The following is a 12,129-nucleotide window of genomic DNA, read 5'->3' as shown; positions in this document are numbered from 1 at the left end:
CCGCTATCGAGCCAACCGTCCAACAGAAAAGCCCCCGCCGCGGCGGGGGCTTTTCGCTGTCCAGAGCCCAGGCCTCAGCGCGACTCCGCCTTGGCGGTCTCGGCCTTCTTGGCGGGCCAGGTGCGGACGATGACGGCGACCAGGATGGCGCCGATCACGGCCATGGCCGAACCGCCCCACTGGACCGGGCTCATGCCCTTGGCGGCGTAGGAGCCGACGATGGCCCCCACGACGTAGACGAGAAGGGCGGAGAGGCGTTCGGCCGTGCAGACGCCGATGATGCGATCGAGCATTGGGACCCCGACGGGAAAAACTGACTGGGGCCAAAAAGCCAGATTTCGCCGGTCGCGTCGCTGCGACCCGGCCGCGCACCCGCGTTATGCGGAGCCGTGCGCGCTTGCGGCAGCGTTGAAATCGGCCCCCCGGGTTCACAAATAGGACCCTGAGGGCCCGGACGGTCCGCGCCGACAGGGCGGGCCGGGGACCGGGCTCTCGAGTCGCTTGATCGCGAGGACTCGTGAAGACCATGACCCGGCCGGCGCCGTTCGACAGCCCGTTCCTGCTCGGCTTCGAGCACACCCGCGCCCTCATCGAGCGCGCCGCCAAGGCGGCCGCGGAGAGCTATCCGCCCTACAACGTCGAAGCCGTGGACGAGAACCGCGTGCGCATCACCCTGGCGGTGGCGGGCTTCACGCCCGCGCAGCTGGCGGTGACGGTGGAGGGCAACCAGCTCACCGTGCGCGGCGAGCGGGACGCGGAGGACCGGGCCTTCCTGCATCGGGGCATAGCGGCCCGGGGCTTCACCCGCGCCTTCGTGCTGGCCGACGGCATGGAGGTGGAGGCGGCGACCCTGGAGCACGGCCTGCTGCACGTCGACGTGGCGCGCCCCGAGGCGGCCCGGGCGGTCAGGCAAATCCCCATTCGAGTCGCCGGCTGAACCGGCGGCGGCTCGAGACGTTCCTTAGTTCAGGAGGTGGTCGAAATGACGCCGATGTTCACCAACGAAGCTTTCGCGGCGCTTGGGGGACCCGATCTGGTGTACGTGCGTGAAGTGAAGGCGAAGGAAATTCTCGCCGGCACCCCCGTGGAAGCCATAAAGGGGTTCTCTCTCGACCCCGATCAGACTCTCTACGCCGTTCATAGCGCCGACGGATCTCGTCTCGCGGTGCTGATCGACAAGGAATCTGCCGTCGCCGCGGCGATGGCGCATGAATTGAAGCCGGTGTCCGTCCACTAAGACCTGACCGGCGACCTTCCCGAGACTTCGTCAGGCCGCGTTCGGCTCCGCCTCGCGGGCCAGCAGGGCGTAGACCGCGTCCGCGGTGCGCGCCTGGCGAAGCTGCTCGCGCAGGTCCTTCTGGCGCAGCAGGCGCGACACGCGGGCCAAGGCCCGCAGATGGTCGACCCCGGCGTCCCGCGGTCCGAACAGGCCGAACAGCAGGTCGACCGGACGGTCGTCGACCGCGTCGAACGCCACCGGCGTGTCCAGCTTCACGAACACCCCGACCATGCGATCCAGGCCGTCCAGCCGGGCGTGCGGCACCGCCACGCCCTGGCCGACGCCGGTCGAGCCCAGTTGCTCGCGCTCGAGCAGGGCTTCCAGCAATTCGGCAGGTTCGCGCTTCAAGCGTCGCGACGCCACTTCGGCCAGAACACCCAGGGCCTGGCGCTTGGAGGACGCGCTCACGCGCACGGCGATGCCGTCGCGCTGCAGCAACTGTGCGATCTCCATCACTCCCCCGACTGAACGCACGCCCGCGGTACGCTGGGCGCCGCTCTAACACGCGGCGCCCCTAGGTTGTTTCCCGGACACGTGGTCGCAGCCGTGTTCGCCGCAGTCAGCGCGTCCGCTCCGGGTCGATCCATCCGATGTTCCCGTCGGGCCGGCGATATACCACGGCCAAGCCGCCGTGCGCGGCGTTTCTGAACAGAATCACGGGATAGTTAGACAGGTCGAGATCCATCACCGCCATGGAGACGGTCATGGTCCGCACAGGGCGCTCGGTCTCGGCGATCACCATGGCGGCCGGCGGGACGCTGGCGTCAGCTTCGGCGAGGTGGTCGTCGTAATCCTCCTCCAGCACCTCGTCGGGGGCGCGCAGGACGGTGACCGGCGCGGTCTCCTGCCCCGACTTGCCGTTGGAGGCGTGGTGGTTCTTCAGCCGCCGCTTGTAGCGGCGCACGCGCTTCTCGATGCGTTCCAGCATCCCGTCGAAGGCCCCGTGGGCGTCGGCGCCGTAGGCGTGGCCCACCAGCTGCTGCCCCGAGGCGAGGGTGACGACCGTATCCATCCGGAACATGTGGCCTTCGCGCGTGACCACGACGTCGGCGTCGCCGCCGCGTTCGAAGTACTTGCCGATTCCGTTGGAGAGCTCCGTGACGATCCGCGAGCGTAGCGCCTCGCCGACGTCGACATGCTTGCCGCTGACTTGGACTTGCATGCCCACATCAACGCGCCGCGGAGGGGGTGGTGTCAAGCGCGGCAAGCCCTGACGGTCTTCGTACCGATGATGCGGGAACGCTCAGCAGGCTTCCTTCAGGAGCCGCTTGCGCTCGACCGAAGACGGAATGCGCATAGCTTCCCGATACTTGGCGACGGTTCGACGGGCGATGTCGACCCCGGCCTCCTTCAGGATCTCGACGATGCGGTCGTCGGACAGCACGTCGCCCTCGCCGCGCTCGCCGTCGATCAGCTGCTTGATCTTGTGGCGGACGGACTCGGCCGAGTGGGCGGCGCCGCCGTCGCTGGCGGCGATGGCCGAGGTGAAGAAGAACTTCAGCTCGAACACCCCGCGCGGGGTGGCCAGGTACTTGTTGGAGGTGACCCGGCTGACGGTGGATTCGTGCATGCCGATGGCGTCGGCGACGGTCTTCAGGTTCAGCGGGCGCAGGTACTCGACCCCGAAGGCCAGGAAGGCGTCCTGCTGGCGCACGATCTCGGCGGAGACCTTGAGGATGGTGCGGGCGCGCTGGTCCAGGCTCTTCACCAGCCAGTTGGCCGAGGCCAGGCAGTCGGAGACGAAGGTCTTCTCGGAATCGGAGCGCGAGGCGCCGGCCACCTTCTGGTGGTAGCGCTGGTCGACCAGCAGCTTGGGCAGGGTGTCGCTGTTCAGGTCCACGCGCCAGCCGCCGGCCGGGTCGGCGCGGACGAAGACGTCGGGCACCACGGCCTGCACGGCCTCGGTCCCGAAGGCGGCGCCGGGCCGGGGCGTCAGGCCCTTCAGCTCGGCGATCATCTCGCGCAGGTCCTCGTCGTCGACGCCGCAGACCCGCTTCAGGCCGGCCAGGTCGCGCCGGGCCAGCAGTTCGAGGTGGTCGACCAGGGCCGCCATGGCCGGGTCGAAGCGGTTCATCTCTTTCAGCTGCAGGGCCAGGCACTCGGGCACGCTGCGGGCCATGACGCCGGTGGGCTCGAAGCCCTGGCAGCGTTCCAGCACGCGCTCGACCACCGCCTCGGGGCAGCCCAGCCGGTCGGCGATCTCGGCCGTCTCGGCGCGGAGGTAGCCGCCCTCGTCGACCGCGTCGATCAGGGTCAGGGCGACGGCGTGCTCGGCTGGGGTGAACCCGGCCATCAGGGCCTGTTCGGCCAGGTGTTCGTGCAGCGACTTGCCGGTCGGCGCGCGCTCGAAGTCCTCGCCGCCGTCGTGGTCGAACGAGCCTCCCTTGCCGGTGCGGCTCCAGTCGGTGGCCGGCCCGGCGTCGGCGGCGCTCTCGGCGGCTCGCTCGGCGGCGCGGTCGGCGGCCCGTTCGGCCAGGGACTCGTCGGCGTAGAGATCGTCGTGGCGGGCGTCGACGGCCTCGTGGGCCTCGGCGGCGCTCTCGCCAGTAAATTCCAGCTCGCGGCTCTCGGCCTCGGCGCGCGGCGCGTCCTCGGCTTCCGGGCGGATTTCGGATTCGTCGCGCTGCAACAGCGGGTTACGTTCGAGCTCGGCCTCGACGAAGGCCTCCAGCTCCAGGTTGGAGAGCTGCAGCAGCTTGATCGCCTGCTGGAGCTGGGGGGTGATGACCAGCCCCTGCCCCTGCCTGAGTTCGAGTCGAGCCCCGAGCGCCACCTGCCGCTCCCCCTTGGCCTGTTTCTTGCGTGCACCATGGCAGGGCGTTGGTTAACGGACGGCGAAGAGCCGTGCGGCGCCCCCGCGCACCCCGCTCAGGCGCGCTCCAGCACCTTCTCGACCCAGGCCGGCAGGGTCTCGGTCGCCGGGCCGTAGACGACCTGATCGAAGCGACGCGCGTTGTCCGAGGGCTGCAGATTGATCTCGCAGGTGCGGACCTTCGCCCGGCGCGCCTCGGCCACGAAACCGGCGGCCGGATAGACCGAGCCGGAGGTGCCGATCGAGACGAACAGGTCGGCCTGGACCAGTTCGCGCTGGATCATCTCCATGTCGCGGGGCTCCTCGCCGAACCAGACGACGTCGGGGCGCAGGCCGCCCGCCTGGCGGCAGGCGGGGCACAGGGTGAAGACCGACAGGTCCTCGCGCCAGTCGCGGGCGTCGCCGCAATGCACGCAGCGGATGCGGAACAGTTCGCCGTGCATGTGGTGGACGGCCCTGGAGCCCGCCCGCTCGTGCAGGTCGTCGACATTCTGGGTGCACAGGAACACGCGGCCGCCCTTGCCCGGCAGTTCCTGCTCCAGGCGGGCCAATGCGGCGTGGGCGGCGTTGGGCTCGGCGGCCAGCAGGTTCCTGCGCCGGGCGTTGTAGAACTCGTGCACCAGGACCGGATTGCGGGCGAAGCCCTCGGGCGTGGCGACCTGCTGCAGGTCGTAGCGGGTCCAGATCCCGCCGGCGTCGCGGAAGGTGCCCAGGCCGCTTTCGGCGGAAACCCCCGCCCCGGTCAGAATAAACAGCTTCACCGTAGCCTCCGTCCGGGCGATCCTAGAGGAACGAGGCCCGGCAGGGCACGTTCGACTCATCGGCGTCTTACCGGGGATTTGCATGATGCGCGTTCGTACAGGCCTCGTCGGCCTCTGCGCGGGGCTGCTGCTGGCCGCCGCGGTCCAGGCGGCCGCGCCCCAGCCGGCCAAGCCCGTCGACATCGATCGCTTCATGGGGCGCTGGTACGAAATCGCCCGCACGCCCAACCCGAACCAGAAGGACTGCTGGGCGGCGACCACCGACTGGGCCCGCAAGGCCGGCAACCGGTTCACCTTCGTGCAGACCTGCCGGCGCGGCTCGCCCGACGGCCCCAAAAAGATCTGGCAGGGCGCGGCCACCATCGCCGACCCGCGCACCCGGGCGAAGCTCGACCTGAGCTTCCTCGGCGGCGTGATCAAGCAGGAGTACTGGGTGCTGGACCGCGCCGACGACTACAGCTGGGCGGTCGTCGGCACCCCGGGCGGCAACTACGTCTGGCTGTTCTCGCGCCAGCCGAGCGTGCCCGAGGCGGAGCGCGCCCAGCTGCTGCAGCAGGTGCGCGCGCTGGGTTACGACACCGGCAAGCTGCAGTTCGCGGCCCGATCGGACGCCAAGGCCGGCGGCTAGGGGTCACACGCGACCCGGCTTGCCCGCCGAACGAAAAGCGAACATTTTAGCAGCATGTCCGCCGCCATCGAGCTCGCCTTCAGCCGCCCCGAGACCACGCTCGCGGTCACGCGCGGGACCGCCCGGCTGATGACCGCGCTGGGCTGGGCGCCGCTGTACGAGGTGTGCCTGCCGAACGGCCGGCGCGCCGACGTGATGGCCCTGAGCCCCAAGGGTCAGCTGGCGATCGTGGAGGTGAAATCCTCGATCGAGGACTACCGGACCGACCGCAAGTGGGGCGAGTACCTGGAGTTCTGCGACGAGTTCTATTTCGCCGTGGCCCCGGAGTTTCCGCGCGAAATCCTGCCGGAGGGGCCGGGCCTGATCGTCGCCGACGGCTTCGGCGGGGCGGTGCTGACGCCCTCGCCGGTCAGCCCGCTGGCGGGCGCCAGGCGCAAGGCCCTGACCCTGGCGTTCGGGCGATTGGCGGCGCTGCGGGCGACGCCGACGGGCTGAGCCCCTTACTTCGGGGCGCGCTTGGCCAGGATCCGCTGCAGGGTGCGGCGGTGCATGTTCAGCCGGCGCGCGGTCTCCGAGACGTTGTGCCCGCACAGCTCGTAGACGCGCTGGATGTGCTCCCAGCGCACCCGGTCGGCCGACATCGGGTTTTCCGGCGGCGCGGGCTTGTCCTCGGGGCGGGCCAGCAGGGCGCGGACCACGTCGTCGGCGTCGGCCGGCTTGGACAGGTAGTCGACCGCGCCCGCCTTCACCGCCGCCACCGCGGTGGCGATGTTGCCGTAGCCCGTCAGCATGACGACCTTGGCGTCGGGGCGGCGCTCGTTGATCGCCTGCACCACCTGCAGGCCGTTGCCGTCCTCAAGGCGCATGTCCAGCACCGCGAAGGCCGGGGGCTTGGCGCGCACCTGCTCAACCGCCTCGGTCACGGTGCCGGCCTGCACGACCTCGAACCCACGGGTTTCCAGAGCCCGGCCCAGGCGCGTGCGCAGCGGCGCGTCGTCGTCCATGACCAGCACGGTCTTATCAGGCAGTTCGGAAACTACCGTACTGAGGTCCGTCATCAGCCAAGCTCCTCTCGGGGGCTCAGGTAGAACGCACACCGCGGCATCTTCGTTCGCTTGGTTCCACGCCTCAAGCGGCTAGAGGGCCGGCTCAGCCTCGAGGCGGGCCCGCGGCCAGCGCGCCTCGACCACCGCGCCGCCGTCCCGGTCGTTGCCGAAGGTCACCTTGGCGCCGGATCGCTCCAGCAGGGTCTTGGCGATGAAGAAACCCAGGCCCATGCCGTGGTGGTGCGAGCGCGAGCCCTCGCCGTGCGGGCGCGAAGTGACGTAAGGCTCGCCCAGCTTGACCAGCACGTCGGGCGAAAAGCCCGGGCCGTCGTCGCGCACCTCCACCCAGATCGACTCCTCGTCGAAGCGTCCGGTCACGCCCACCACGCTGTGGGCGAAGTCGGCGGCGTTCTCGACGAAGGAGGCCAGGGCGTGGATCACCTCCGGCAGGCGCCGGACGTCAGGCACGAACTCGCCGGGCGGGCCCTTGATCTCGGTGACGATGGTCGGGCCCATCTCGCGATAGGGCTCGACCACCTCGTCCAGCAGCTGGGCCAGGCCCAGGCGGGCGTAGACCACGTCGCCGGTCTCGGGTTTCTGGGCCAGGGTCTTGAGGATCTCGCGGCAGCGCTCGGCCTGCTGCAGCAAGAGGCGCGCGTCCTCGGCGACGGGATCGTCGGCCGGGGAAGACCGCAGCAGCTCCTTCGCCACCACCTGAATGGTGGCCAGCGGCGTGCCCAGTTCGTGCGCCGCCGCCGCGGCCAGACCGCCCAGCGCCGCCAGCTGCTGCTCGCGCGCCAGCACCCGTTGAGTGGCGGCGAGCGCCAGCTCCATGCGCGAGGCCTCGGCCGCCGCCGTCCAGGCGTAGCCGGCGGTGAAGCCCATGCCGGTGACCAGCGCCGCCCACATGCCGGTCTCGTACAGCCTGGGCAGCTCCAGCGTCCGCCCCGGAAACCAGGGCAGGGGCGCCTTGAAGAACAGCAGGAGGGTCACGACCACGAAGCCGACCAGGGCCACGCCCAGCACCTGGCGGGTGGGCAGGGTGGCGGCCGCGACGGTGACGGGGGCCAGCAACAGCAGGCAGAACGGATTGGCCACCCCGCCGGTGAGGGCCAGCAGCACGCCCAACTGGGCGGTGTCGAAGGCCAGCTGGGCCGCCGCCTCCCAGTTGCGGGCCAGGCGCTGGCCCGGCGAGACGACGCTGAGGAAGACGTTCAGCCAGGCGCTCGCGGCGATCACCCCCAGGCACCAGCCCAGCTTTATGTCGAAGCCGAAGACCAGGGCGACCATCAGGACCGCGGCGGTCTGGCCGGCCACCGCGAGCCAGCGCAGGCCGAGCAGAGTCCGCAGCCGCAGCCGGCCGCGCCGCTGGAGCTCGACGTCCCAGTCCAGCGGCTCGGGGCCCGCCGATCCGATCGGCTCGGGCTCCGCGCCGAAGCGCGGTTGGGAAATGGCCATACGCCGCCTATACAGTCGCCTGCGCCTGAAAACGACTCCACCGCCTCCGGGGGTTCCGCCGTGTCCCGTTTCCGCATGATCTTCGCCGCCGGCTGTCTGGCCCTGGCCGCCCTGCTGGGCGTGACCGTCTGGAGCGTGACGCGCCACGGGGCGAACGCGCCGGCCGAGACCGGCCAGGCCGCCGTGGGCGGCCCGTTCCAGCTGGTCGATCAGAACGGCCGGCCGCAGACCGAGGCCCTGCTGAAGGGCAAGTGGACGGCGGTGTTCTTCGGCTTCACCTACTGCCCGGACGTCTGCCCGACCACGCTGCAGACGCTCGCCGCGGTGAAGGACCGGCTGGGGCCGCAGGCCGACAAGCTGCAGATCGTGTTCGTCACCGTCGACCCGGCCCGCGACACCCCGGCGCAGTTGAAGGCCTATCTGGACAGCGACGCTTTCCCGCGCGGGGTGATCGGCCTGACCGGGACCCCTGCGCAAATCGACGCGGCTGCGAAGGCCTATCGGGCGCCCTACGCCAAGGTCGGAGAGGGTCCCGACTATCTGATGGAACACTCGGCGTACGTTTATCTGATGGGGCCTGACGGGCGTTTCGTCCGGATTCTGGGCCACGATCTGGGCCCCGACGAGATCGCCGAACAGATCAAAAAGGCCATGCGCGAGCAGCGTTGACGATACGCCGTTCGCGCTAATCCTTTTGCAGCCTCGCGCGTTTCATGATGCGCTCGTGCTTCCCATATGAGGCTGCGAGTCGGGAATTCATGCTCTACGCGCTGCACGAATACGCTTACTACACCGCTTCCCCCCTGCGGATGGCCGCGCAGATGGCGCGCGATTTCTGGGGCTCGCCCGCCAATCCCGCCTCGGACACTCAATTCGGCCGCACGCTCTACGCTTCGGCCGAGCTGTTCGCCAATCTCACCCGCCGCTACGGCAAGCCCGCCTGGAACCTCGACAAGATCGAGATCGACGGCAAGGACGTGCGCGTCCGCCAGGTCGAGGCCTGGAGCTCGCCGTGGTGCCGGCTGACCCACTTCGCTCGTGACCGCAACGACCTGCGCCGCGCCGGCCGCGCCGGCTTCGAGCCGGCCGTGCTGATCGTGGCCCCGCTGTCGGGCCACTACGCCACCCTGCTGCGCGGCACGGTGCAGGCCTTCCTGCAGGACCACGAGGTCTACGTCACCGACTGGGTCAACGCCCGCCAGGTGCCGATGCAGGCCGGCCGCTTCGACTTCCACGACTATGTCGACCACATCCGCTCGATGCTGCAGGCGCTGGGCCCCGACGTACACGTGGTGGCCGTCTGCCAGCCGGGCCCGCCGGTGCTGGCCGCGGCCGCGCTGATGGCCGAGGACGGCGATCCGTGCCGCCCGGCCTCGATGACCTTCATGGGCTCGCCGATCGACGCGCGCCTGGCCCCGACGGCGGTGAACAAGCTGGCGGTCGAGAAGCCGTTCGCCTGGTTCAAGTCGAACATGATCCACACCGTGCCGCCGCCGTATCCGGGCGTGGGCCGGCGGGTCTATCCGGGCTTCGTGCAGCTCTACAGCTTCATGAGCATGAACGAGGACCGCCACGTCGACGCCCACTGGGAGTACTTCAACCACCTGGTGGAAGCCGACGGCGACGGGCAGGCCAAGCACCTGGAGTTCTACGACGAGTACCTGTCGGTTCTGGACCTGACCGAAGAGTTCTACCTCCAGACCATCGACATCGTGTTCCAGGACCACCTGTTGCCGCGCGGCCTGCTGAAGTACCGCGACGAGCGGCTGGTGCGGCCCGAGGCGATCACCGACATCGCCCTGATGACGGTCGAAGGCGGCAAGGACGACATCTCCGGCGTCGGCCAGACCCAGGCGGCCCACGTCCTGTGCCCGCGCATCCCGACCGACATGCGCGAGCTCTACGTGAACCCGGACGTCGGCCACTACGGCGTGTTCAACGGCCGCCGCTTCCGCGACGAGATCTACCCGCGGGTGCGCGACTTCATCCGCCGCCGGGAAGCCGTGCCCGCGGCCGCCGACGCGGCGTGACCGCGCCCGCCGCGTGAGCCTGCTGAAGCCGAAACTGGCCCACGGCGACGTGGTGGAGATCGAGGGCGTGCCCGTGCGCCTGAAGGTGCACGCGCGCGCCCGGCGGGTGTCGCTCAGGGTCGACGCGCGCGGCGAGGTGGTGGCGATCGCGCCCAATCCGCGCCGCCTGCACGACGCGCTGGCCTTCGCCCGCGAGCGGGTCGACTGGATCACCTCGCGGGCCGCCGCGGTGCCCTCGGGCGTGGCCTTCGCGCCCGGCTCGACCGTGCCCGTGCGCGGCGAGACCGCCCGCCTGACGGCCGTTCCCGGCGCGTCCGCCGCCCGCCTGCTGCGCGACGACGCGGGCCTGAACATCGTCTCCGGCGGCGAGGGCGCGGCCTTCGCGCGGCGGGTCGACCGGTTGCTGAAGACCGAGGCGCGGCGGGATCTCGAGCACCGCACGGAGCTGCACGTGCGGGCGCTGGGTCTCGACCTGCCGAAGGTGGCCCTGGGCGATCCCAAGAGCCGCTGGGGCTCGTGCACGCCGGCGCGCGGCTCGATCCGCTATTCCTGGCGGCTGATCCTGGCCCCGGCCTTCGTGCTGGACTACGTCGCCGCCCACGAGGTCGCCCACCTGGTCCACGCCGACCATTCGCCGCGCTTCTGGGGCGTGGTGCGCGACCTGCTGGGCGACGAGAAGGCCGGCCGCAACTGGCTCAAGGCCCACGGCCGCACCCTGCACGCCTACGGGCGCTAAATCTCCTCCCCTGCGAAGCGGGGGAGGGGAACCGCCGAAGGCGGTGGAGGGGGCGAACCGCCTCCACCGCGTCGAAGCCACCCTTTCCCGAAAACAGAAAAGGCGAGCTCGCGGCTCGCCCCCTCCACCATGCTTCGCATGGTCCCCCTCCCCCGCTCGCTTCGCTCGCAGGGGAGGAGAATTCAGCGGCCGTCCCAGAACGTCAGGTCGCCGTATTCCCATTTCCAGGGCGCGCCGGTCTCGCCCAGCACGATCTTGGTGAGCACCGGGAAAGCCGCCTCGGCGCGGACGTCGTTGGCCAGGATGACGACGCAGCGGCGGCCCCGCTCGACGCACATCCAGACGTTGCCCGTGGTGTCGTTGTGGCCGGTCTTGAAGAAGCCCCGCCCCTGCGGACCGTCGAACACCACCACGCCCAAGCCCGCGGCCAGATCGGCGCGGCGCTCGGCCAGCGGCAGCTCCGGCTGCAGGGTCGGGAACTGCGAGGCGGTGGTGATCGGCCGCTGGGGCCGGACCAGTTCGGCGCGGCCCTCCGACGACAGGCCCTCGCCGCGCACGTAGGCCGCCGCGAAGCGGGCGAAGTCGGCGATGGTGGTGTCCATGGAGCCGGCCGCACGCACCCGGCCACGCTCGTCGTGCGGCTCGGTCCGGCCCTCCAGGTCCCAGCCGTCGGCCAGGTTGGACGCAAAGTCCGGCCGCCAGATCATGCTGGTGTTCGTCATGCCGAAGCGGTCGAACACGCGGCGCTGCATCTCCTGGCCGACGTCGAGGCCGAGGCCCCGTTCCAGCACGAACTGCAGCAGGATCAGGCCCTCGCCGGAGTAGGCGTAGCGGGTCCCCGGATCGAAGTGGAAGCGCAGCTTCTCATCCGGCTCCAGGAAGGCGAAGTTGGCGAAGCCCGAGCCGTGCGACAGCAGGATGCGCGGCGTGAGGGCCCGCCAGCGCTCGTCGCCGGCCAGGTCGCGCCAGGGACCGTACCTGTCCTCGTTCGGGTAGTCGGTGAGCGGCTTGTCGAGATAGGTGGCGATCGAGGCGTCGAGATCGATCACGCCCTCCTCGGCCAGCTGCATGACGGTGTAGGCGAACACCGCCTTGGTCAGGGACGCGCCGTACATGATGGTCTGCGGTTCGAGCGGCGCGCCGACGGCGTTGCGATCGCCGTAGCTTTTCACATAGGCGACCTGGCCGTCCTCGATCACGGCCAGGGCGAGGCCTTCGGCCCGGGTGGCGGCCATGGCGCGGACGACGGCGGCGTCGATCTCCGCGGCCCGCTTCGCCGGAACAGCCGCCGAGGCCGAAGACGCGGCGAGCACCGCCGCAGCCGCCAACGCGATCCTGATCATGCGCCCCTCCCCGATCGGCCCGAGAGTGCGCGGAAG

General features: G+C 70.5%; 15 protein-coding genes. 7 read left to right on the top strand and 8 right to left on the bottom strand.

Going from position 1 to position 12,129, the window contains the following annotated elements:
* Positions 1 to 74: 74 nt before the first annotated feature.
* Positions 75 to 293 (bottom strand): hypothetical protein, encoded by a 219-nt coding sequence (locus H8B08_RS07060; protein ID WP_187449500.1) that lies wholly within the window; start codon positions 291 to 293, stop codon positions 75 to 77.
* 233 nt (positions 294 to 526) lie between these two features.
* Here H8B08_RS07060 and H8B08_RS07055 point away from each other — a divergent pair, with 233 nt between their 5' ends.
* Positions 527 to 937, top strand: coding sequence for an Hsp20 family protein (locus tag H8B08_RS07055; protein WP_187449665.1), 411 nt, complete (start codon positions 527 to 529; stop codon positions 935 to 937).
* Between the two features lie 45 nt (positions 938 to 982).
* The gene (locus tag H8B08_RS07050) at positions 983 to 1,237 is read left to right on the top strand and encodes a DUF1150 domain-containing protein (RefSeq protein ID WP_163260920.1); all 255 of its coding nucleotides are present in this window, start codon (positions 983 to 985) and stop codon (positions 1,235 to 1,237) included.
* A 30-nt stretch (positions 1,238 to 1,267) separates the two neighbouring features.
* Here the strand turns inward: H8B08_RS07050 and ptsN are convergent, their stop codons facing one another.
* The 4 genes from ptsN to H8B08_RS07030 form a co-directional block, all read right to left on the bottom strand.
* Positions 1,268 to 1,732, bottom strand: a complete 465-nt coding sequence (ptsN, locus tag H8B08_RS07045) for a PTS IIA-like nitrogen regulatory protein PtsN (RefSeq protein ID WP_187449499.1) — start codon at positions 1,730 to 1,732, stop codon at positions 1,268 to 1,270.
* Between the two features lie 106 nt (positions 1,733 to 1,838).
* Complete coding sequence (hpf, locus tag H8B08_RS07040) at positions 1,839 to 2,441, bottom strand: ribosome hibernation-promoting factor, HPF/YfiA family (protein ID WP_187449498.1); 603 nt, start codon at positions 2,439 to 2,441, stop codon at positions 1,839 to 1,841.
* 81 nt (positions 2,442 to 2,522) lie between these two features.
* Positions 2,523 to 4,052 carry an RNA polymerase factor sigma-54 gene (gene rpoN, locus H8B08_RS07035; RefSeq protein ID WP_187449497.1) on the bottom strand — a complete coding sequence of 510 codons (1,530 nt, stop codon included), beginning with the start codon at positions 4,050 to 4,052 and terminating at the stop codon, positions 2,523 to 2,525.
* A gap of 95 nt (positions 4,053 to 4,147) precedes the next feature.
* Positions 4,148 to 4,912: an NAD-dependent deacylase gene (locus H8B08_RS07030; RefSeq protein ID WP_187449496.1), complete on the bottom strand. Its 765-nt coding sequence runs from the start codon at positions 4,910 to 4,912 to the stop codon at positions 4,148 to 4,150.
* 25 nt (positions 4,913 to 4,937) lie between these two features.
* Between H8B08_RS07030 and H8B08_RS07025 the strand changes: the two genes are divergently transcribed.
* Both H8B08_RS07025 and mmcB read left to right on the top strand, forming a co-directional pair.
* On the top strand, positions 4,938 to 5,480 hold the full coding sequence (locus H8B08_RS07025) for a lipocalin family protein (RefSeq protein ID WP_187449495.1): 543 nt from the start codon (positions 4,938 to 4,940) through the stop codon (positions 5,478 to 5,480).
* Positions 5,481 to 5,534: 54 nt separating this feature from the next.
* On the top strand, positions 5,535 to 5,975 hold the full coding sequence (mmcB, locus tag H8B08_RS07020; protein ID WP_187449494.1) for a DNA repair putative endonuclease MmcB: 441 nt from the start codon (positions 5,535 to 5,537) through the stop codon (positions 5,973 to 5,975).
* A 5-nt stretch (positions 5,976 to 5,980) separates the two neighbouring features.
* Here mmcB and H8B08_RS07015 read toward each other — a convergent pair whose 3' ends face one another.
* Both H8B08_RS07015 and H8B08_RS07010 read right to left on the bottom strand, forming a co-directional pair.
* Positions 5,981 to 6,538, bottom strand: coding sequence for an ActR/PrrA/RegA family redox response regulator transcription factor (locus H8B08_RS07015; protein WP_187449493.1), 558 nt, complete (start codon positions 6,536 to 6,538; stop codon positions 5,981 to 5,983).
* Between the two features lie 78 nt (positions 6,539 to 6,616).
* Positions 6,617 to 7,984 (bottom strand): ActS/PrrB/RegB family redox-sensitive histidine kinase, encoded by a 1,368-nt coding sequence (locus H8B08_RS07010; RefSeq protein WP_187449492.1) that lies wholly within the window; start codon positions 7,982 to 7,984, stop codon positions 6,617 to 6,619.
* 60 nt (positions 7,985 to 8,044) lie between these two features.
* On the opposite strand from H8B08_RS07010, the gene H8B08_RS07005 reads away from it, so the two are divergent.
* From H8B08_RS07005 to H8B08_RS06995, 3 genes are all read left to right on the top strand, one after another.
* Positions 8,045 to 8,653: an SCO family protein gene (locus H8B08_RS07005; RefSeq protein ID WP_370545430.1), complete on the top strand. Its 609-nt coding sequence runs from the start codon at positions 8,045 to 8,047 to the stop codon at positions 8,651 to 8,653.
* Between the two features lie 89 nt (positions 8,654 to 8,742).
* Positions 8,743 to 10,014, top strand: a complete 1,272-nt coding sequence (locus H8B08_RS07000; protein WP_187449491.1) for a polyhydroxyalkanoate depolymerase — start codon at positions 8,743 to 8,745, stop codon at positions 10,012 to 10,014.
* 13 nt (positions 10,015 to 10,027) lie between these two features.
* A complete protein-coding gene (locus tag H8B08_RS06995; RefSeq protein WP_187449490.1) occupies positions 10,028 to 10,750 on the top strand; it encodes a SprT family zinc-dependent metalloprotease in 723 nt (240 codons plus the stop codon).
* A gap of 182 nt (positions 10,751 to 10,932) precedes the next feature.
* Here the strand turns inward: H8B08_RS06995 and H8B08_RS06990 are convergent, their stop codons facing one another.
* The gene (locus tag H8B08_RS06990; RefSeq protein ID WP_187449489.1) at positions 10,933 to 12,093 is read right to left on the bottom strand and encodes a serine hydrolase; all 1,161 of its coding nucleotides are present in this window, start codon (positions 12,091 to 12,093) and stop codon (positions 10,933 to 10,935) included.
* Positions 12,094 to 12,129 lie beyond the last annotated feature (36 nt).

This window comes from Caulobacter sp. 17J80-11 (genome assembly GCF_014349105.1).
Classification (GTDB): domain Bacteria; phylum Pseudomonadota; class Alphaproteobacteria; order Caulobacterales; family Caulobacteraceae; genus 17J80-11.
This window is presented reverse-complemented; position numbering and strand designations above follow the sequence as displayed.